This is a genomic window from Cupriavidus campinensis (assembly GCF_905397395.1).
GTDB lineage: Bacteria > Pseudomonadota > Gammaproteobacteria > Burkholderiales > Burkholderiaceae > Cupriavidus > Cupriavidus campinensis.
Map to the genome: position 1 here is coordinate 76704 of NZ_CAJPVH010000007.1, position 19561 is coordinate 96264.

Annotated in this window: 18 protein-coding genes and 1 pseudogene; 11 read left to right on the forward strand and 8 right to left on the reverse strand. The window is 68.2% G+C overall.

Going from position 1 to position 19561, the window contains the following annotated elements; translation table 11 throughout:
• Positions 1-40: 40 nt before the first annotated feature.
• The 4 genes from KHO18_RS06745 to KHO18_RS06760 are packed head-to-tail and all read right to left on the reverse strand — an operon-like array spanning position 41 to position 3519.
• Complete coding sequence (locus KHO18_RS06745; protein WP_211942932.1) at positions 41-1030, reverse strand: Bug family tripartite tricarboxylate transporter substrate binding protein; 990 nt, start codon at positions 1028-1030, stop codon at positions 41-43.
• Between the two features lie 47 nt (positions 1031-1077).
• Positions 1078-1836, reverse strand: a complete 759-nt coding sequence (locus tag KHO18_RS06750; protein ID WP_092292720.1) for an SDR family oxidoreductase — start codon at positions 1834-1836, stop codon at positions 1078-1080.
• Positions 1837-1874: 38 nt separating this feature from the next.
• Entirely contained in the window at positions 1875-2558 is a 684-nt protein-coding gene (locus KHO18_RS06755) for a fumarylacetoacetate hydrolase family protein (RefSeq protein WP_211942933.1), read from the reverse strand.
• Between the two features lie 7 nt (positions 2559-2565).
• Positions 2566-3519: a 2-hydroxyacid dehydrogenase gene (locus KHO18_RS06760; RefSeq protein ID WP_211942934.1), complete on the reverse strand. Its 954-nt coding sequence runs from the start codon at positions 3517-3519 to the stop codon at positions 2566-2568.
• 107 nt (positions 3520-3626) lie between these two features.
• On the opposite strand from KHO18_RS06760, the gene KHO18_RS06765 reads away from it, so the two are divergent.
• Positions 3627-4760, forward strand: coding sequence for a citrate/2-methylcitrate synthase (locus KHO18_RS06765; protein WP_244844585.1), 1134 nt, complete (start codon positions 3627-3629; stop codon positions 4758-4760).
• A 26-nt stretch (positions 4761-4786) separates the two neighbouring features.
• On the opposite strand, the gene KHO18_RS06770 is transcribed toward KHO18_RS06765, so the two are convergent.
• Entirely contained in the window at positions 4787-5848 is a 1062-nt protein-coding gene (locus KHO18_RS06770) for an HAD family hydrolase (protein ID WP_211942952.1), read from the reverse strand.
• Between the two features lie 197 nt (positions 5849-6045).
• Between KHO18_RS06770 and KHO18_RS06775 the strand changes: the two genes are divergently transcribed.
• The 10 genes and pseudogenes from KHO18_RS06775 (at position 6046) to KHO18_RS06820 (ending at position 17064) form a co-directional block, all read left to right on the forward strand.
• Positions 6046-6297, forward strand: coding sequence for a hypothetical protein (locus KHO18_RS06775; protein WP_211942935.1), 252 nt, complete (start codon positions 6046-6048; stop codon positions 6295-6297).
• A gap of 21 nt (positions 6298-6318) precedes the next feature.
• Complete coding sequence (locus tag KHO18_RS06780; protein WP_144195928.1) at positions 6319-7233, forward strand: YihY/virulence factor BrkB family protein; 915 nt, start codon at positions 6319-6321, stop codon at positions 7231-7233.
• Between the two features lie 120 nt (positions 7234-7353).
• Positions 7354-8297 (forward strand): annotated as a pseudogene (locus KHO18_RS28405) (AMP-binding protein); the annotation flags it as partial.
• A gap of 285 nt (positions 8298-8582) precedes the next feature.
• Positions 8583-9353: a phosphopantetheine-binding protein gene (locus KHO18_RS28410; protein ID WP_244844602.1), complete on the forward strand. Its 771-nt coding sequence runs from the start codon at positions 8583-8585 to the stop codon at positions 9351-9353.
• 128 nt (positions 9354-9481) lie between these two features.
• Positions 9482-10807, forward strand: a complete 1326-nt coding sequence (locus KHO18_RS06795; RefSeq protein WP_244844587.1) for a dicarboxylate/amino acid:cation symporter — start codon at positions 9482-9484, stop codon at positions 10805-10807.
• A 4-nt stretch (positions 10808-10811) separates the two neighbouring features.
• A complete protein-coding gene (locus KHO18_RS06800; protein ID WP_144195924.1) occupies positions 10812-11750 on the forward strand; it encodes an amino acid ABC transporter substrate-binding protein in 939 nt (312 codons plus the stop codon).
• A 225-nt stretch (positions 11751-11975) separates the two neighbouring features.
• Complete coding sequence (locus tag KHO18_RS06805; protein ID WP_144195922.1) at positions 11976-14312, forward strand: FdhF/YdeP family oxidoreductase; 2337 nt, start codon at positions 11976-11978, stop codon at positions 14310-14312.
• Positions 14309-15205, forward strand: coding sequence for a formate dehydrogenase accessory sulfurtransferase FdhD (fdhD, locus tag KHO18_RS06810; RefSeq protein ID WP_144195920.1), 897 nt, complete (start codon positions 14309-14311; stop codon positions 15203-15205). Before KHO18_RS06805 ends, fdhD begins: the two co-directional genes overlap by 4 nt.
• A 60-nt stretch (positions 15206-15265) precedes the next feature.
• Complete coding sequence (locus KHO18_RS06815; RefSeq protein WP_144195918.1) at positions 15266-16708, forward strand: aminotransferase-like domain-containing protein; 1443 nt, start codon at positions 15266-15268, stop codon at positions 16706-16708.
• Positions 16705-17064 (forward strand): helix-turn-helix domain-containing protein, encoded by a 360-nt coding sequence (locus KHO18_RS06820; RefSeq protein WP_244844589.1) that lies wholly within the window; start codon positions 16705-16707, stop codon positions 17062-17064. The genes KHO18_RS06815 and KHO18_RS06820 overlap by 4 nt, the downstream gene beginning before the upstream one ends.
• On the opposite strand, the gene KHO18_RS06825 is transcribed toward KHO18_RS06820, so the two are convergent.
• Genes KHO18_RS06825 through wrbA form a run of 3 tightly spaced genes read right to left on the reverse strand, consistent with a single transcriptional unit; the run spans position 17038 to position 19519 of the window.
• The gene (locus KHO18_RS06825; RefSeq protein WP_144195916.1) at positions 17038-18480 is read right to left on the reverse strand and encodes an FAD-binding oxidoreductase; all 1443 of its coding nucleotides are present in this window, start codon (positions 18478-18480) and stop codon (positions 17038-17040) included. The two genes, KHO18_RS06820 and KHO18_RS06825, sit on opposite strands and share 27 nt — an antisense overlap.
• Positions 18477-18914 carry a DUF2069 domain-containing protein gene (locus KHO18_RS06830; protein ID WP_244844590.1) on the reverse strand — a complete coding sequence of 146 codons (438 nt, stop codon included), beginning with the start codon at positions 18912-18914 and terminating at the stop codon, positions 18477-18479. The genes KHO18_RS06825 and KHO18_RS06830 overlap by 4 nt, the downstream gene beginning before the upstream one ends.
• Entirely contained in the window at positions 18911-19519 is a 609-nt protein-coding gene (gene wrbA / locus KHO18_RS06835; protein WP_244844592.1) for an NAD(P)H:quinone oxidoreductase, read from the reverse strand. Before wrbA ends, KHO18_RS06830 begins: the two co-directional genes overlap by 4 nt.
• Positions 19520-19561: the final 42 nt, after the last annotated feature.

Consider the following 19561-nt stretch of genomic DNA (forward strand, 5'->3'; position numbering starts at 1 on the left):
ATCAGAGGGGCGCCGGTCGAAGATCGCCAGCGGGTACGGATTACTCCGCCTCGATCCCGGCCTGCTTCACGACCTTGCCCCACTTCGTCAGGTCGGACTGGATCAGGGCCGCATAGGCCTGCGGCGTGCCGCCCTGCACCTCGATGCCGGCTGCTTCCAGCTTGGCGCGCACCTCGGGCAGCTTCAGCGCCGCGTTGATCTCGGTGTTGAGCTTGGCGACGATCTCCTTCGGCGTGCCGGCCGGGGCCAGGAAGCCGCCGTTGGTGTTGGCGTCGTAGCCCTTGAGCCCCTGTTCCTCGGCCGTCGGCACGTTGGGCAGCGCCTTGGAGCGGTTCCGGGTGGAGACCGCCACGGCGCGCACGTTGCCCGCCTTCACCTGCTCCTGGATGGCGCTGATGGTGTCGATGTAGAGCGCCGTGCGGCCGGCCACCAGGTCGGGGTGGGCGGCGGACGAGCCCTTGTAGGGCACCAGCAGCACCGGCGCGCCGCTGACCATGCGGAACATCTCGGCGGCCATCTCCTGCGCGCTGCCACGGCCGGACGTGGCCACCTTGGCTTCGCCGGGGTTGGCCTTCATCCACGTCACCAGTTCAGGCATGGTCTTGACCGGCAGCTTCGGGTAGATCGCGAACACCAGCGGAATCTCGTGGGTGTAGACGATGGGCTCGAAGCTCTTCTGCGGGTCCCAGCCGAGGTTCTTGAACAGGAACTTGTTGATGTTGTGGCTGCCACCGACGATGCCGATGGTGTAGCCGTCCGGCTTGGCGTTGGCCAGCACCGCCGTGCCGAGGTTGTTGGACGCCCCCGGGCGGTTCTCGACGATGAATGGCTGGCCGAACTTGACCGAGAGCTTCTCGCCCACGACGCGGGCGATCAGGTCGATGCCGCCGCCGGCCGGGGCCGGAACGATGATGGTGACCGGGCGGCTCGGGTAGTTGTTCTGTGCCGAGGCCAGCCCCGGCGCCACGATCAGCGTGGTGGACAGTGCAGCGGACAGGGCAAGGGTCTTGATGAGAGGGGTGAAATGCATGGTTGTCTCCGTTCGATTTCTGGTCAACTTTTGTTAACTCTGTGATGTCAGCCGCGCCCGACGAAAGGCATCGCGCTGGCCATGACGGTCATGGTCAGGACATTGGCCTCAAGCGGCAGCGAGGCCATGTGGCGCACGGCATTGGCAACATGGGTGGCATCCATCATCGGCTCCGGCGCGGTGGTGCCGTTGGCCTGCAGCACGCCGCGCGTCATGCGTTCGGACAGCTCGGTCAGCGCGTTGCCGATGTCGATCTGGCTGGCCACGATGTGGTAGGCGCGGCCGTCCAGCGCCAGCGCCTTGGTCAGCCCGGTGACGGCGTGCTTGCTGGCCGTGTACGGCGCCGTGAACGGGCGGGGCGTGTGCGCGGAGATCGAGCCATTGTTGATGATGCGCCCGCCCTGCGGGGACTGGCGGCGCATCAGGCCGAAGGCCGCCCGCGCGCAGAGGAAGACGCCCGTGACGTTGGTGTTGATCACGTTGAACCACTTGTCCAGCGGCAGCTCGTCCATCGGCACGGCGGGGGCGTTGACGCCGGCGTTGTTGAACAGCAGGTCCAGCCGGCCGAACTCGCGCTCGATGGTGTCGAACAGCGCCTGCACGCTGGCCGGGTCGGTCACGTCGGTGGGCGCCGCCATGGCGGGCTGGCCGCGTTCGGCGGCCTCGGCGGCCAGCGCCTGCAACGGCTCGGCGCGCCGGCCGGCCAGCACGACGGTCCAGCCGTCATTGAGCAGGGCGATGGCCGTCAGGCGGCCCACGCCGCTGCCGGCGCCGGTGACGAGGGCGATCTTGCGGGGTGCGTTCAAGGGGGTCTCCTATATATATATGTTGTGGCGGATGGTCTTCAGCGGGCGACGGTCAGCGCCAGCTCGCCGATCCCCGCCACGCTGGCCTGAATGACATCGCCGGGCTGCAAGGGCCCGACGCCCACCGGCGTACCGGTGAAGATCAGGTCGCCCGGCATCAGCGTCACGGATCGGGACAGCATCGCCACCAGCTCCGGCACCGGCCAGAGCAGGCCGGAGAGGTCCGCGCGCTGCCGCTCGACACCGTTCACGGCGAGCTGGATCGCGCCTTCGTGCGGATGGCCGCAGGTGGCGGCGGGCACGAGGGCGCTGCACGGCGCCGAGTGGTCGAAGGCCTTGGCGGGCTCCCAGGGGCCGCCGACGCGCTTGGCTTGCTGCTGCAAGTCGCGCCGGGTCAGGTCCAGTCCGACGGCATAGCCCCAGATGTGCTGCGCCTCGGCCTGTGCCGGATCGATGTCACGCCCGCCCTGGCCGATCGCCACCACCAGTTCCACCTCGTGGCAGAACTCGGCCGTCTCCGGCGGATAAGGCAGCTCGCCCCGGGCCGGCCCCACGGCGGTCGCCGGCTTCATGAACCATGCAGGCATGGCCCGGGGCGCCGGCTCGGCCGGGTCCCATCGATAGTTGCGGCCGATGCAGAAGACCCGGGCGATGGGAAACCGCGCCGTGTCACCCGAGACAGGCAGCGAGACCGGTGGGGCCGGTGGGAAGACGAAATCCATCGCGGTCTCAGGTGGTCAGGCTCATGGCCGGACGCTCGCCCGCCAGCCCCTGCGCCACGCTGTCCAGCACCATCTGCACCATGGCGCCGCGCGTCTCCCAGGTGGCGCTGGCGCGGTGGGCCTGCAGCGTGGTGCGGTCCGACTGGCGCAGCGCCAGCGGCACGCGCGGTTCGTCGACGAACACATCGAGGCCCGCGCCCGCGATACGCCCGGCGGCGATGGCATCGGCCAGATCCGTTTCATTGACCAGCCGGCCGCGCGCCACGTTGACGAGGTAGCCCTGCGGGCCGAGCGCTTCCAGCACGGCGGCATTGATGATGCCCTCGGCCTTGTCGGCGGCGGCGCACAGCACCAGCGCGTCGCTCTCGCGGGCCAGATCCAGCAGGTTCGCCACGAAGGTGTGCGGCACGTCGTCCATGGCGCGCAGGTCGGTGTAGCGGATGGGGCAGCCGAACGCCGCCGCCCGCGTGGCCACGGCGCGCCCGACCCGGCCCATGCCGACGATGCCCACGCGCATGCCGCTGAACCGGCGCGCCAGCGGAATGGCGCTGGGCTGCGGATGCAGTTCCCACTGGCCGTCCCGCACGAAGCGGTCGCCCGCGCAGATATTGCGGCAGGCGGCAATCAGCAGGCCGATGGCCAGATCCGCCACGTCTTCGGTCAGCGCACCCAGCGTGGCGGTCACCGCCAGGCCGCGCTCGCGGCAGTAGGCCAGGTCCACCGCATCGGTGCCCACGCCATTGACGGCGACCACCTTCAGGGCCGGCAGCTGTTCCAGCATCGCCCGCGAGATCCCGGTGTGGCCGCCGGTGATCACCGCCTGGATGGACGCGCCGTGCTCGCGCAGCCAGCCCGCCTGGTCGGCAATCTCGAAGTACTTGTGCACCACGTAGCGGCTGGCCAGTTCGTCATTGGCCGCCGGGATCAGGATCGGGTTCAGCTGGAGGATTTGCGGCTTCATGTGCGTGAGGCTGGGGGGTTGTTGATGGATGCATGGTATGTAATAGTTGATTCACGAGGCAAGATTGATATATAAAATCAATATAAATTCGCACGGGAAGCGTCAACATGGGAACCTGGATATCGATGGACGAGGCGTGCAGCCGACTTGGCGTGCGGCCGCAAACGCTCTATGCCTATGTCAGCCGGGGCAAGCTGGAGGTCATGTCCGACCCTGCCGACACGCGGCGCAGCCTCTATCGGGCCGAGGATGTGGCCGGCCTCGCCCGGCGCAAGCAGGCCGGGCGCAAGCACGAGACGCTGGCCACCAACACGCTGTTCGGCGCGGAGCCGAGCATCCCCACCGCACTCTCGACCTTCGTGCGCGAGCGGCTGTACTACCGGGGGCAGGACGCCGTGACGTTGGCCGGGTCGGCCACGCTGGAAGAGGTGGCGCACCTGCTCTGGGACGCCGAGCAGCCCGTCGATTTCTCATCGACGGCGAGCGTCACCGAGCCCGGGCGCGTGACGGCGTTCAACACGCTGGCCACGCTGGCGGCCACGGGCCATTCCACGCATGGGCGCATGACGCGGGTGTTGCATCTGGAAGCGCAGGAGTTGGTGGGCCAGCTGGCCAACGCCTTTGGCGCGCAGGCGGGGCAGCAGCCCTTGCACCTCCGCTTTGCGCAGGGCTGGCAGCAGTCGCCGCAGGTGGCGGATCTGCTGCGGACCGCGATGGTGCTGCTGGTGGACCATGAGTTGACCAGTTCGGCCTTCGCAACACGGATCGCGGCGTCCACGGGCGCCTCGCTGCCGGCCTGCCTGCTGGCGGGGCTGACCACGCTGTCCGGGCCGTTGCACGGCGATGCGTCCGGCCGGGTCAAGGCGCTGTTCAACGAGGTGGAGCGGCTGGGCGAGGATCAGGTGATTGCCCACTACCTGTCCACCGGATTGCCGCTGGCCGGGTTCGGCCATCACCTCTATCCCGATGGGGACCCACGGGCGGTGGCGCTGCTGGCCCTGTTCGATCCGCCCGACGTCATCACGCGCTTTATCGAGAAAGCCACCCGGCTGACCGGCCTGCAGCCCAATATCGACGTGGCGCTGGCGGCGCTGGTCATCCACTACCGCCTGCCGGACGACGCCGCGTTCGCCATGTTCGCCACGGCGCGCAGCATCGGCCTGCTGGCGCACAGCCTGGAGCAACTGGGGGTGGGGCAGGTGATCCGCCCGCGCGGGCGCTACATCGGGATCATGCCGTAGCGGGCAGGGCGCGCGGGGCGCTAAGCCTATCGCTTCGGGTACACCGCCTGCCAGTCCTGCTTCATGCTGATGACGGTCCAGCCGCGCACCTTGGCGGCGTCGAGCGCCTTGTCCAGCTTGCCGATCTTGGACGCGCGGTCGTAGGCGAATTCCCGCTCGGCATCGTCGTGATGCACGAGCACGGCCAGACGCGGGCCGTCGCCGGTGGTGGTGTATTCCAGCATCTGGAAGTCGCCATCCGAGTTGCCCACGGCCAGGATCGGCCGCCGGCCAATATGGCGATAGATGCCAACCGGCTTGCCGGGGCCATCGTTGATGAACTCCAGCTTCGGGTCACGCACCAGCGCCGGCTTGCCGTTGGACATGCCATAGCGCACCGCCTGCGTCGAGCCGACCACCTGCTCGGGCGGAATCCCGTACGCCTGCTCCACCCAGGGCCGCATGAACTCGATGGTCCCGCCGGACACGATATACGTCTTGAAGCCGTTCGCGCGCAGGTAGGACAGCAGCTCCAGCTGCGGCTGGTAGACCAGATCGGTGTAGGGCCGATTGAACTTCGGGTGGCGCGCGCTGGCGATCCAGTTGCGGATGGTCTTGTCGTAGTCGTCCACGTTCATGCCGCTGTTGGCGACGGCAATCAACTGCAGCAGCTGCTTCTCGTTGGCGATCACCTTGGCCAGGTCGTTGGCCATCAGGGCCTTGAAGGCCGGGTTGTTGCGCCATTCCGGATGCTGGGGCGCGGCGGCCCTGACCTGATCGAGCAGGAAGAAGAACTGGAAGTAGAGTGGCTGCTCGCTCCACAGCGTGCCGTCATTGTCGAAGGCGGCCACGCGCTGCTCGGGCGGCACGTAGGTGGGCGAGCCCTGGCGCGTCACGTCGGAGACGAACTTGACGATGGCTTGCTTCGCGGGGCCGTCGCGCCAGGAGGGCAGGGCGTCCGTCTGCTGGGCGGAGGGGGTCGCCGAGTTGGCGGCCGGGTCCGCGGGCGCGGTCGAGCATCCGCTCAGTCCCACTCCGGACGCCGCCAGCGCGAGCAGCATGGCGGCAGTGGCGGCAGTGGCGGCAGCACGTGGCAGATCGGCTTGCATCCAGCGCGAAGGGAAGCGCATCGAGGTCTCCTGTGATGGATTGGATACATTCCAATATAGGCGGCGTACGGGCGGGTGTGTAGTTTTTGCCGGTTGGCGGCTTGCCCGCAACCCGCCCGGTGGTGCTGGGCCGTGTCCCGGGGCCGGGTATGGAATTCGCTTCTCTTGGTTCCGCTATGCCATGACCGGAGACGAAAATGACCAAACCAGCCGATGGGAAACTCACCGAACACGGCGATGCGCACAGCGTGCACCGCCGCAGCGACGGCGGCGTCTGGCCCGATGGCACGCCGCGCGACCCCGCCTCGGGGCCGCCGCACTATGGCGAAGACAACCGGGACCAGAAAAAGCCGCGCGACCACGGCAGCGACTGGGCCACGTCCGACCTCGTGAAGGATGTGCCGGGCAAAGGGCCGGTACCGGTGGGGCAGGACCAGCCGAAGAAGTAGATCGACGGAACAGGCGCGGCGATGCGCTGGCGACCCATCTCCCTCCGTCAGGCCTACGGCCTGATGCGCGACAGCGTGACCGCGTGGATGGACGACTACGCGCCCAGCATGGGCGCCGCGCTGGCCTACTACACGGTGTTCTCGATCGCGCCGCTGCTGCTGATCGTGATCTCGGTGGCCGGCATGGTGTTTGGTGCCGAGGCGGCGCGCGGCGCGGTGATGAGCGAGTTCACCGGGCTGATCGGCGCGGAAGGCGCGGCGGCCATCGAGAACATGCTCCTCGCGCTCAGCGACCCCGGTCTGAGCACGCTGACCGCGCTGGTCGGCACGGTGACGCTGTTGATTGGCGCCACCACGGTGTTCGCCGAACTACAGAGCGCACTGGACCGTATCTGGCAGGTGCCGGAGCGCAAGAAGGCGTCCGGCATTCTGGCGTTGCTGCGCGCGCGGCTGCTGTCTTTCGGGATGGTGCTGGGCATTGGCTTCCTGCTGATTGTCTCGCTGCTGGCCAGCGCCGGGCTTGCGGCGCTGGGGCGGGTGTGGGGGCCGCTGTTCGACGGCGAACTGCTCGGCCATGCGCTCGACCTGCTCGTCAGCGTGGCGCTGGTGACCGTCGTCTTCGCCATGATCTACAAGATCATGCCCCACGCCGCCGTGCGCTGGCCGGACGTCTGGCTCGGCGCCACCGTCACCGCCGTGCTGTTCAGCATCGGCAAGTTCCTGATCGGGCTCTACATCGGCAAGAGCGGGGTGGCGTCCGGCTATGGCGCGGCCGGCTCGCTGGTGGTGCTGCTGATGTGGGTCTACTACTCCGCGCAGATCTTCCTGCTGGGGGCGGAATTCACCTGGCTCTACGCCAACCGCTACGGCTCGCTCAAGCACGCGGCGCCGCGGGAGGCACCGGCGCCATCCGCCACACCGACCCGGGTGCACTGATTCTTCTCCTTGTCAGCCGCTGCGCCGTGCATGACTGCGGCGTGACTGACACCGCAGAGGTCGCGATCATGCAGCCGAAGCGGATCTATACTCGCTGGCCTGAATTGCCAGGGGGCGAAGATGGATGCATCTGCCGAGGTAAGTGGCCTGGACGCATGGTTCCGCCGTCGGGTCAGGCAGCGGCCTGACGCCATCGCGCTGGTCTACGGCGGGCGGCACGTGTCCTATGCCGCGCTCGATGCCCGGGTCCGCGCGGGCGGGAGTTGCCTGCCGCTGGATCCCGATGCGCCCGACGCACGGATTCGCCTGATGCTGGACGACCTTGACGTGCGGATCGCCGTGTCGACGGCCGGCGATCGCGCCCGCCTGGGCGCGGTGGCCGATTGCCTGACCGATTGCCTGGCCGATTGCCTGGCCGATTGCCCGGCCGATTACCTGACGCCGGGGGCCGAGGCCGCCGGCAGCATCGCCATGCCGGCAGCGGGTCTCGCGCATCGGACCCATGTCCTCTACACCTCGGGCACCACCGGCCAGCCGAAGGGCGTGGAGATCCTGGCGCGTGGCATTGTGCGGCTGGCCTGGCAACCGCGCTATGTATCGCTGAATGCCGACGACCGGATCGCGGCCATTGCGAATCCCACCTTCGACGCCGCCCTGTTCGAGACCTGGGGGCGCTGCTGAACGGGGGCACCGTGGTGTTCCTGCCCCGGCAGACCTGTATCGACCCCGCCACTTTCCGGCATAGCCTGCGCGCGCAAGGCGTGACGACGATGTTCATCACCAGCGCGCTGTTCAACCATACCGTGCACGCGTGCCCCGATGCGTTCGCCACGCTGCGTACGCTGCTGGTCGGCGGCGAAGCGCTCAACGCCCAGGCGATTGGCGCGGTATTGCGCAGCGCGCCGCCGGCCCGGCTGCTGAACGCCTACGGCCCGACGGAATGCACGACCTTCGCCACCTGTCACGCCATCACGCTGCATGACGCAGAGACCGGCGCGATCCCGATCGGCCAGGCCATCGACGACACCGTGGTCCATGTGCTCGATGGCGACCGGCAGCCGGTGTCGCCAGGCCAGATCGGCGAGATCCATCTCGGCGGCGCGGGGCTGGCGCGTGGGTACTGGCAGCGTCCTGCGCTGACGCGCGAGCGCTTTGTCGAGGTCGATCACCTGGCCGAAGGCAGGCCGCTGAGGCTGTACCGGACCGGCGATCTCGGCGCGTGGCGGCCGGACGGCACGCTGGCCAAGGTGGACCGGCGCGCGCTCCGTGACCGGCTCCATGACCCGCTCCATGATTCGCTCCATGATTCGCACCCCCAAGCGATGGCGGTGCGGGGAACCACGGAGGCGATGCTGCGCGATGCCTGGCGGTGCGCGCTCGATCTGGACAGCGTGGCCGACGATGACGACTTCTTCGCGCTCGGCGGCGATTCGCTTCAGGCCGCCAGCCTGATCCTGCTGCTCGGCGAGCGGCTGGGCCGCCCGCTGCCGGTGCAGGCCCTCTACGACGCCCCGACGCCGGCGAAGCTGGCCACCTGGCTCCAGCGCCACGGGCAGGGCGGGGGTGACGAGGCCCAGGCGGGCAGCGGCGCAGCCGAGCGTGCGCGCCTGCTGGCCGATGCCCGGCTGCCCGACGATATCGGCCTCGTGTCCGGTCCCGTATCGGGCCCAGTATTCGGCCCGCCGGCGCCGTGGTGCGGCGCGGGCGGGGGCCGGGTCTTCCTCACCGGCGCGACCGGCTTCCTCGGCGCGTTCCTGCTGCGCGACCTGCTGCGCTGGCCCGGGGTCAGCGAGGCGATTTTCGCGTTCTTCGGCATGCTGCGCGCCTGCGGCTATCCGCTGCAGTCACTGCCGTATGCCGACTGGCTGCAACGGCTGGCAGACTCGGCCGATCTGGCAGGCAATCCGCTGCGGCCGCTGCTGCCGTTGCTGACGGAACCGGTCTACGGCCGGCTCACCCGCTGGGAAGTCTACGAGGGCATGCCGCGCTACGACGCCACGCATACGGCTCGCGCCCTGGCGGTGGCCGGCGGGCTGGCCTTTCCCCGGCTCGATCGCGCGCTGATGGCGCGCTATCTCGACGTCTGGATGGGGCAGCGACCGGTTCCTGACACCCGGTAGCCGGGTGCTGTCCGGTCCACATGCACCATCCGCGTGACTTCGTATTTGGGCATTTCGCATCCGCGTTCTATCGTTAAGTGCCGGCCCCGGCGCAGGACCTGTTCGATGCGGCAGCCCAAGGAGTCGTCATGAGCAAGAAGTCCAGTATCACGACCTACATCGTCATTGCGATGATCCTGGGCGGCGTGGTCGGCTACGCGTGCCACACGGCCTTTCCCGACCCCAAGCTGGCCAAGGATGTGGCCGGCTACATCTCCGTCATCACCGATGTCTTCCTGCGGCTGATCAAGATGATCATCGCGCCGCTGGTCTTCTCCACGCTGGTCATGGGCATCGCCCACATGGGGGACGCCAGCACCGTGGGCCGTGTGGGCGTGAAGGCGCTGGCGTGGTTCATCACGGCCTCGCTGGTGTCGCTGACGCTGGGCCTGATCATGGCCACGGTGCTCCAGCCCGGCATCAACATCGGCCTGCCGCTGCCCGACGTGGGCGCCGCCACCAATCTCAAGACCAACGCCTTCACGCTCAAGGACTTCATCGCGCATCTGGTGCCGAAATCCGTGGCCGAGGCCATGGCCAACAACGAGATCCTGCAGATCGTGGTGTTCTCGATCTTCTTCGGCACGGCGCTGGCCGCGCTGGGCGAGCGCGGCGCGCGCATGGCCGGGGTGATCGAAGACCTCGCACAGGTGATGCTGAAGATCACCGGCGCCGTGATGTGGATGGCGCCGCTGGCCGTGTTCGCGGCGATTGCCTCCACGGTGACCACGCAGGGGCTGGGCATCCTGCTGACCTTCGCCAAGTTCATGGGCAGCTTCTACCTGTCGCTGTTCGTGCTGTGGGCGCTGCTGGCGCTGGCCGGCTGGGCGTTCCTGGGCCGCCGCATCGTCTCCCTGATCCGGCTGATCCGCGAGCCGTTCCTGATTTCCTTCTCCACGGCGAGTTCGGAGGCGGCGTATCCGAAGATGCTCGACGCGCTGGACCGCTTCGGCGTGAATCGCAAGATTTCCAGCTTCGTGCTGCCGCTGGGCTACTCGTTCAACCTGGACGGGTCGATGATGTACTGCACCTTCGCCGTGCTGTTCATCGCCCAGGCGTACGACATCCACCTGCCGCTGGCCACCCAGATCACCATGCTGCTGTTGCTGATGCTGACGTCGAAGGGGATGGCGGGGGTGCCGCGTGCGTCACTTGTGGTGATTGCCGCCACGCTGAACCAGTTCAACATCCCCGAGGCGGGGCTGCTGCTGATCATGGGCGTGGACCAGTTCCTCGACATGGGCCGCTCGGCCACCAATGCCGTGGGCAACTCGATTGCCTCGGCCGTGGTGGCGAAGTGGGAAGGGCAGTTGTCGAGCGAATCCACGCTCGGGGATCGGGGTGAAGGTAGCGAGGGCGGCGTGGACGAAGGCGGCGGGCCACCACTGCACAAGCCGGGGACCGCACAGGCCTGATGCCATGTCCATCCCCCGTCCTTCTCTTCTGTCCCGGGGTGCGCCCAGGTGGCTGGCCGGCGCGGCGGCGGCGGCCGTGTGCTGGCTCGCCTGTCTTGGCGCCGCCGTCGCGCAGGACACCGGCGAGTTATCCGGCACGCTGCGCAAGGCCAAGGACACCGGCAGCCTGATCATCGGCTACCGGGAATCATCGCTGCCGTTCTCCTACCTGAACCAGGCGCGGCGGCCGATCGGCTATTCCATCGACGTCTGCACGGCCATCGTCCAGGCCGCAGCGGCGGAGGTGGGGCGTGACCTCGCCATCCAGTGGGTGCCGGTGACCTCGGAAAACCGCTTCGATGCCGTCACCTCGGGCAAGGTCGATCTCGAATGCGGTTCCACCACGCGCAACGCCGAGCGGCTGAAAATGGTGGCGTTCTCGCCGGTGATCTTTATCGCCGGGACCAAGCTGATGGTGCCGCGCGGCTCCGCCATCAAGACCTTCCGCGACCTCAAGGGCAAGACCGTGGTGGCCACCGCCGGCACGACCAATGCCGATGCGCTGGAGAAGCTCTCCACCCGCTTCGCCCTGAACCTCAAGGTGATCCGGGCGCGCGACCATGCCGATGCCTTCGAGGTGCTGCGCCACGGCGGCGCCGATGCCTACGCCGGCGACGACGTGCTGCTCTACGGCTTCCTGGCAAAGTCCGGCGCGGGCAAGCAGTTCGATGTGACGCGCGATTTCCTGTCCTACGACCCCTACGGGATCATGCTGCGCAAGGACGATCCGCAGTTCGCGGCGGTGGTGGACCGCGCCGTGCGCGACCTCATCACCACGGGCGAACTGGAGCGGCTCTACAGGCAGTGGTTCCTGAGCCGGCTGCCCACCGGGGAGCGGCTGAACATCCCGATGAGCGCACAATTGGAAGACATCCTCAGCAGCACGCCGCAGCAGCCGGACTGAGCCGATCCAATACAGGCGTGCCATACCGGGGTAGCGCCCGCTAACACCTAAGTACAGTTTTGCATTGCTGCACCGCGATGGCGCAAACTGTACTCTTCCGCGCGCAGGTGTTCTGTACGTCCCTTCACTCATCAATCGCGCCTAGTCTGCATTAATCGCTGCGGATGCGCCGACATCACGGATAACCGGGCCGCGCTCCGAGCACTTGATTGCGAGTCGCCCCCGATGAGTATCCCTACCCCAGAGAAGGGGCATGTTGCCCCCTACACGCACCCGGCCGCCGGCTGGGGCGCCCTGAAGCAAGTCGCTGTCAACCTGATCAAGGAGAAGGTTGCCGGCGGCAAGTACAAGACCCTGTTCAAGCAGAACCAGCCGGACGGCTTCGACTGTCCCGGCTGCGCATGGCCTGACCGCCAGCACGCCTCGACCTTCGAATTCTGCGAAAACGGCGTCAAGGCCGTGGCCGCCGAGGCCACCAGCAAGCGTGTGACCCCCGCGTTCTTTGCCGAGCACACCGTGACGGCGCTGATGGCCCAGTCCGATTTCGAACTCGAGCAGCACGGCCGCCTGACCCACCCCATGGTCTATGACGCCGCCACCGACAAGTACCAGCCGGTGGCCTGGCAGGACGCGTTCCAGCTGATCGCCCGGCATCTGAACCAGCTGGACGACCCCAACGCCGCCACGTTCTATACCTCGGGCCGCGCCAGCAACGAGGCCGCCTTCCTGTTCCAGCTGTTCGTGCGCATGGTCGGCACCAACAACTTTCCGGATTGCTCGAACATGTGCCACGAGGCCACCAGCCGTGGCCTGCCGGTGACGGTGGGCGTGGGCAAGGCCACGGTGCTGCTGGACGACTTCCAGCTGACCGACGCCGTCCTCGTTTTTGGACAGAATCCGGCGACGAACCACCCGCGCATGCTCAACGAGCTACGCGACTGCGCCAAGCGTGGCGCGGCCATCGTGTCGATCAACCCGCTCAAGGAGCGCGGACTTCAGCGTTTTACGAGCCCGCAGCACGTCTCCGAGATGGTGACCGGGCAGAGCACCAAGATTGCGACGATGTTCGTCCGCCCCAAGCTGGCCGGCGACTTCGCGCTGATCAAGGGCCTCGGCAAGCGCGTGATCGAGCTCGATGACGAAGCCATCGCCACGGGCAGCAAGCGCGTGGTGGACGTGGACTTCCTGGCCGAGCACACGGCCGGCTTCGAGGCTTTCGCGGCCGACCTGCGCGCCGAATCGTGGGCCGACATCGTGGCCGAATCGGGCGTCCCGCGCGAGGACATCGACGCGCTGGCGGACGTCTACGTCAAGAGCGAGCGCACCATCGCCTGCTGGGGCATGGGCATTACACAGCACAAAAACTCGGTCAGCACCATCCAGCTGCTATCCAACGTGATGATGCTGCGCGGCAATATCGGCCGCCCCGGCGCTGGGCTGATGCCGGTGCGCGGGCATTCGAACGTGCAGGGCGACCGCACGATGGGTATCGAGGAACAGCCGGACGAGGCATTCCTGGACCGCCTGGGCGCCGCGTTCGACTTCGAGCCGCCGCGCGCGCACGGCCAGGACGTGGTGGCCGCCATCAACGCGATGCTGGCCGGCAAGGTCAAGGTGTTTATCGGCCTGGGCGGCAATTTCTCGATCGCCACGCCGGACACGCCGCGCACCTGGGAAGCGCTGCGCCAGTGCGACCTGACCGTGAATATCGCGACCAAGCTGAACCGCAGCCACCTCGTGATCGGCAAGGACGCGCTGCTGCTGCCGACCCTCGGCCGCACCGAGATCGACCTCCAGAACGGCGTGGCGCAGGGCGTGACCGTCGAGGATTCGGTCTGCATGGTCCATATCTCCTACGGCATGAACAAGCCGGCCTCGCCGGAGCTGCGGTCCGAGACCGCCATCGTGGCCGGCATGGCCGCCGCCACGCTGGGTTCGGACAAGGTGGACTGGCACTGGTACGCGCAGGACTACGCGCGCATCCGCGATGCCATCGAAAAGGTTATCCCGGGCTTCGAGCGGTATAACGAGCGCGTGGCGCAGCCGGGTGGCTTCCACCTGACGCCGGCCTCGCGCAACCGCGTGTGGCGCACCGCGTCCGGCAAGGCCCAGTTCCTGGTCCATGCGATCGACAAGGACACCCCGATCCAGCGCGCCCGCGCCCGCTACGGCGACGACCTGCTGGTGATGATGACCACGCGTTCGCACGACCAGTACAACACCACGATCTATGGGCTGGATGACCGCTATCGCGGCGTGTTCGGCCTGCGCCGGGTGGTGTTCATCAACCCGGCGGACCGCGCGCGGCTGGGGTTTGCCGAGGGCGAGCGCGTGGACATCACCAGCGTCTGGGAAGACGGTGTGACGCGCCATGCCAGGGACTTCCTGCTGGTGGACTACGACATCCCGGCCGGCTGCCTGGGCGCCTACTACCCGGAAACCAATCCGCTGGTGCCGCTGGAAAGCATCGGCGACCGCTCGGGCACGCCCACCTCGAAGTCGATCCCGGTGCTGCTGGCCCGGGCCGCCTCGGTGCAAACGTCGGCGCAAGCAGCGGCATGAGCGAGGCGGAACTGGGCTACGCCCAGCGGCAGGTCGCCCGTCACAAGGGCGACGCCCGCACGGTCGACCTGGACTACGTAGCCGAGGAAGTGCCGGTGGCGCTGGTCTACAACGGCATCTCCCATGCCGTGATGATGGCCACGCCGCTGGACCTGGAAGTGTTCGCGGTCGGGTTCTCGCTGACCGAAGGCATCGTGGACAGTATCAAGGAGATCTACGATGTCGAGGTGCAGCCGGCTTGCGGGACCGATGGCCTGGATGGCATGAGCGGCATCGAGGTCCGCATCGAAATCAGCCAGCGGGCGTTCATGGCGCTGAAGGACCGCCGCCGCTCGCTGGCCGGCCGCACCGGCTGTGGCGTGTGCGGCGTGGAGAGCCTGCAACTGCTGGACCTCCAGCCCGTGCCGATGCCGGTGCCGCGCCATCGCATCGTGCCGTCGCGCGAGGTCATCCAGCGCGCCGCCGCCGGCCTGCCGGCCCACCAGATGCTGATGCGCACCACCGGCGGCGTGCATGCCGCTGCCTGGTGCGGGCCCGATGGCGAGGTGCTCCACGCCTTCGAGGACGTGGGGCGGCACAACGCCATGGACAAGCTGATCGGCCACCTGGCCCGGCGCCGCGTGGTGATGGACGAGGGCTTCGTGTTCCTCTCCAGCCGCGCCAGCTACGAGCTGGTGCGCAAGGCCGCGCGCATGCATATCCAGATGCTGGCGACGATCTCGGCGCCCACCTCGCTCGCCATCCGCATCGCCGAGCAGGCCGGGCTGCGGCTGCTGAGCTTCTGCCGTCAGGAAGGCTTCGTCGAATACACGTCGCCGCCCGGACAATCCCAATCCGTATTACGATCTGAGCCGCTGGCAGCGGCGGCCGCGGTGACCACGGTGACTGAATAGGGCAACCCCGCCCCCCCGCCAGCGTTCCGATGAACCCTGACGTGGCGAAAGGTTGGCGGTGTGACCCTGTATGAAAAGCTCGCGGCCGAGATCGAGGCGCTGGTGCAGCAAGGCGTGCTGCTGCCCGGCGAGAAAATTCCGTCGGTCCGGCAGGCCGCCCAGCATCATCGCCTGAGCATTACCACGGTCATCCGGGCCTATCTGCTGCTGGAGTCGCGCGGCATGCTGGAGAGCCGGCCGCAGTCCGGCTACTTCGTGCGCGCCCGGCCCGGCGAGCCGGCCATCGACCTCCAGCCGACCCGCCCGGCGGCCCGCCCGTCGCCGGTGGACGTGAGCGCGCTGGTGCTGTCCACGCTGCGCTCGATCCGCGCCGACGACGCCGTCCCGCTCGGCTCCCCCTATCCCGACGCCAAGCTGTTCCCGTGGCAGCGGATCATCCAGTACGCCAACGCCATCGGCAAGCGCTACGAGTCGTGGAGCCTGCTGGACGACCTGCCGCCCGGCTCGCCCCAACTGATCCGTCAGATCACGCGGCGCTACCTGGAAAACGGCCAGGCGGTGGACCCGAACGAGGTCATCGTGACGATTGGCGCCACCGAGGCCATCAACCTGTGCCTGCAGGCGGTGGCCAAGCCGGGCGACACCATCGCCGTGGAATCGCCGACTTACTATGCGATGCTGCACGCCATCGAGCGGCTAGGCATGCGCGCCGTGGAGGTGGCGACGGACCCCGTGGAAGGCATCGACGTGCAGGCGCTGGCCCGCCTGTTCGACGAGCGGTCCGTGGCTGCCTGCATGGTCATGCCGAATTTCCAGAATCCGCTCGGCTTCCAGATGTCGGACGAACGCAAGCAGGCACTCGTCAAACTGCTCACCGAGCGCGACATTCCGGTCATCGAGAACGATGTCTATGGCGAGCTGTACTACGGCGATGTGCATCCCACCTCGCTGAAGGCCTACGACAAGGCTGGCATCGTGCTGCACTGCTCGTCGTTCTCCAAGACGCTGACCAACGCCTACCGCATCGGCTGGGCGCTGCCGGGGCGCTACCGGGATCAGGTGGAGCGGCTCAAGTTCCTGAACACGCTGACCACGCCGGCGATTCCCCAGCTGGCCATCGCCGAATTCCTGAAGAACGACGGCTACGACTACCACCTGCGGCGCGTGCGCAAGACCTATGCACAGCAGGCCAATATCATGGCGGCGGCGGTGCGGCGCTTCTTTCCGGCCGGCACGCGTGTGTCGCGGCCGGCCGGCGGCTACGTGCTCTGGGTGGAGTTGCCCGAGGGCGTGGACGCCATGGCGCTGTATCACGCGGCGCTGGAGCGGCGGATTACCGTGGCGCCGGGGCACATCTTCTCGCCGGTGCCCACGTACACGCATTACATCCGCCTTAACTACAGCAGCGCATGGTCGGCCGAGGTGGAAGCGGCCGTGGTGACGCTGGGCAAACTGGTGACGTCGCTCGCAGAAGCGGCGCCCGGCAAGGAGACAAGCGCATGAATCAAACTGAAGACAATGCCGATGAGGACACGCTCGATCCGGTACTGGCCGGCATCCTCGGTGCCCTGTGGCAGGCCGCGCGGGCGCCCGGCGGCGGGGCGCTCTCGCTGGCCCGCCTCAGCAAGCGCGCGGCAGTGCAGATGAGCGTGCTGCGGCGCGTGCTGACGCAACTGGCCGAGGCCGATCTGGCCGAGGCCGAGATCGACGAGTCAGGGCGGGGCACCGCCCGGCTGACCGCCGAGGGCCGCGCGCTGTGCGACCAACTGTTCGAGACCCCCGGCGCGCTGCCCGATCTGGATGATACCGATGACGATGAAGACCCGGGCGGGTCAGAGCACCTTCCCCGGATTCATTAGTCCCTGCGGGTCCAGCGCCTGCTTGATGGCGCGCATCATCCCCAGTTCCACCTCGCTCTTGTAGCGCCGGTTCTCCTCGCGCTTGAGCTGGCCCAGGCCATGCTCGGCCGAGATCGACCCGTTGTGCGACTGCACGCTGTTGTGGACGATCAGGTTGATGGCGTCCTGATGGATCAGGAACTGCTCGTGATCCACCCCCACCGGCGGGGACACGTTGTAGTGCAGGTTGCCGTCGCCCAGATGGCCGAAGGTGACCATGCGGGCGCCCGGGAAGGCGTCCTGGACCAGCGCGTCGGTGGTCTCGATGAAGTCCGCCACGCGCGAGACCGGCACGGCAATATCGTGCTTGATGTTCTTGCCTTCCTCGACCTGCGCCATCGGGATGTGCTCGCGCAGGTTCCAGAAATCGCGCGACTGCTGCACGGACTCGGCCACCACGGCGTCGGTGACCACGCCGGCCTCGAAGGCCGCTTCCATCATCGTCTCGAAGATGGCCCGGGCGTGCGCCTCGCCCTCGCTGTCGGACAGTTCCAGCAGCACCAGCTGCGGATGGGCGTCGGTGGCCGCCGTGAAGGGGTAGCGCAACTGCGGATAGTGCTTGCGCACGAGGTCCATGCACATCGCGGACATCAGCTCGAAGCCGGTGAGCATGGCGCTGGCGTGGGACTGGGCGATGGCCAGCAGCGCCAGCGCGGCGCGCGGGCTCTGCACCGCCGCCAGTGCCGTGACGCGCGCCCGGGGCAGCGGGTACAGCTTCATGACCGCCGCCGTGATGATGCCGAGCGTGCCTTCGGCGCCGATGAACAGGTCGCGCAGGTCGTAGCCGGTGTTGTCCTTGCGCAGGCCGCGCAGGCCGTCCCAGACCTCGCCCCTTGCCGTCACCACCTCCAGCCCCAGGCACAGCTCGCGCGTGTTGCCATAGCGCAGGACCGCCGTGCCGCCGGCATTGGTGGACAGGTTGCCACCAATCGTGCAGCTGCCCTCGGCCGCCAGGCTCAGCGGGAACAGGCGGCCATGCTCGCGCGCCACATCCTGCAACTGCTGGAGGATCACGCCGGCTTCCACGGTAATCGTGTTGTTGAGCGGGTCCACATGGCGCACCCGGTTCATCCGCTGCAGCGACAGCACCACCACGCCGGCCGCGGCGGCCGGGCCAGCCTCGGGCGTGGCGCCGCCGCACAGGCCGGTGTTGCCGCCCTGCGGCACCACGGCCAGCTTGTGGGCGTGGCAGGCGTGGACCAGCGCGGCCACTTCCTCGGTGCTGCCGGGGCGCAGCACGGCCACGGCGTCACCGGTGTAGCGCTGGCGCCAGTCGGTCAGGTAGGGGGCCTTGTCGGCGGCCTCGGTCAGCACGTGTTGCGGGCCCACTGCGGCGCGGCAGAGGTCGAGGAACGAATCCAGGTGCGGAGCGGTCATGGTCGGGTGTCGGGGGAGGGGGGCTGGATGGCTTGCTGCCGTGCCCGCGCGCGGCGCTTGTACGGGCGCAGGTAGAGGATGGTGCTGAAGAAGAACACCAGCGTGAGGGCCACCTCGGCCCAGGCCAGCAGCGACGACGGCGCGCGGTCGCTGGTGGCGCGCACGATGCCTTCGGTGAAATAGAGCAGGATCAACATCGACGACCACTGCATCGTGTACCGGTTGCGCGCCAGCACGCCGCGCAGCACCGGTAGCAGAAAGACGAACTTGAGGATCAGCCACGAGCCGCCGGGCCGCAGCGGGGCGAGGAACCACTCCCAGGCGATGCAGAGCGCCACCAGCGCCAGCAGGCTGGCCACGCTGACGCGCCAGAGCGCCGGGCTGTGGAGGTCGCCGTCACTGCCAACGGGCCGGGCGGTCATCGGAGCGGTCATCGTGACCCTCCGGCCAGCTTCAGCGCGGTCTCGGCCAGGCGCCGGCCCATGGCCGTGGCCAGCGCGGCTTCCTGGTCGGTGACCGGGCCGCGGTTGTCCACGTGGGCGTAATGGCTCGGGCCGTAGGGCGTGCCGCCGGCCGTGGTGGTCATCAGGCCGGGTTCCGAATAGGGCAGCCCCATGACCAGCATGCCGTGGTGGAACAGCGGCAGCATCATCGACAGCAACGTGGTTTCCTGCCCGCCGTGCAGGCTGCCGGTGGCCGTGAACACGCAGGCGGGCTTGCCGGACAGCGCCCCGGACAGCCACTGCGCCACGGTGCCATCGAGGAAATACTTCATCGGCGCGGCCATATTGCCGAACCGCGTGGGGCTGCCCAGTGCCAGCCCGGCGCATTCCTCCAGGTCGCGCAGCTCGGCGTACGGGGCGCCTTCGGGCGGGATGTCGGGCGCGGTGGCCTCGCAGACGGTGGACACCGGCGGCACGGTGCGCAGCCGCGCCTGGGCGCCGGGCACGCTGTCGATGCCGGTGGCGATCAGTTCGGCGAGTTTGCGGGTGCTGCCGTGACGGCTGTAGTACAGGACCAGGATGGGAAGGGCGGCCAAGGTATCGCGGAGTCGGGTGTTCAGTCGTGGATCGGGAGGGGG

What these genes read in the sequence shown, in the direction of transcription:
- KHO18_RS06800 (WP_144195924.1), top strand. Translation starts at nt 10,812, where the DNA reads ATGTCCATCCCCCGTCCTTCTCTTCTGTCCCGGGGTGCGCCCAGGTGG.
- KHO18_RS06805 (WP_144195922.1), top strand. Translation starts at nt 11,976, where the DNA reads ATGAGTATCCCTACCCCAGAGAAGGGGCATGTTGCCCCCTACACGCAC.
- KHO18_RS06770 (WP_211942952.1), bottom strand. Translation starts at nt 5,848, where the DNA reads ATGCAAGCCGATCTGCCACGTGCTGCCGCCACTGCCGCCACTGCCGCC.
- KHO18_RS06825 (WP_144195916.1), bottom strand. Translation starts at nt 18,480, where the DNA reads ATGACCGCTCCGCACCTGGATTCGTTCCTCGACCTCTGCCGCGCCGCA.
- KHO18_RS06830 (WP_244844590.1), bottom strand. Translation starts at nt 18,914, where the DNA reads ATGACCGCTCCGATGACCGCCCGGCCCGTTGGCAGTGACGGCGACCTC.
- KHO18_RS28410 (WP_244844602.1), top strand. Translation starts at nt 8,583, where the DNA reads ATGCTGCGCGATGCCTGGCGGTGCGCGCTCGATCTGGACAGCGTGGCC.
- fdhD (WP_144195920.1), top strand. Translation starts at nt 14,309, where the DNA reads ATGAGCGAGGCGGAACTGGGCTACGCCCAGCGGCAGGTCGCCCGTCAC.
- KHO18_RS06820 (WP_244844589.1), top strand. Translation starts at nt 16,705, where the DNA reads ATGAATCAAACTGAAGACAATGCCGATGAGGACACGCTCGATCCGGTA.
- KHO18_RS06795 (WP_244844587.1), top strand. Translation starts at nt 9,482, where the DNA reads ATGAGCAAGAAGTCCAGTATCACGACCTACATCGTCATTGCGATGATC.
- KHO18_RS06745 (WP_211942932.1), bottom strand. Translation starts at nt 1,030, where the DNA reads ATGCATTTCACCCCTCTCATCAAGACCCTTGCCCTGTCCGCTGCACTG.
- KHO18_RS06780 (WP_144195928.1), top strand. Translation starts at nt 6,319, where the DNA reads ATGCGCTGGCGACCCATCTCCCTCCGTCAGGCCTACGGCCTGATGCGC.
- KHO18_RS06775 (WP_211942935.1), top strand. Translation starts at nt 6,046, where the DNA reads ATGACCAAACCAGCCGATGGGAAACTCACCGAACACGGCGATGCGCAC.
- KHO18_RS06755 (WP_211942933.1), bottom strand. Translation starts at nt 2,558, where the DNA reads ATGGATTTCGTCTTCCCACCGGCCCCACCGGTCTCGCTGCCTGTCTCG.
- KHO18_RS06760 (WP_211942934.1), bottom strand. Translation starts at nt 3,519, where the DNA reads ATGAAGCCGCAAATCCTCCAGCTGAACCCGATCCTGATCCCGGCGGCC.
- KHO18_RS06765 (WP_244844585.1), top strand. Translation starts at nt 3,627, where the DNA reads ATGGGAACCTGGATATCGATGGACGAGGCGTGCAGCCGACTTGGCGTG.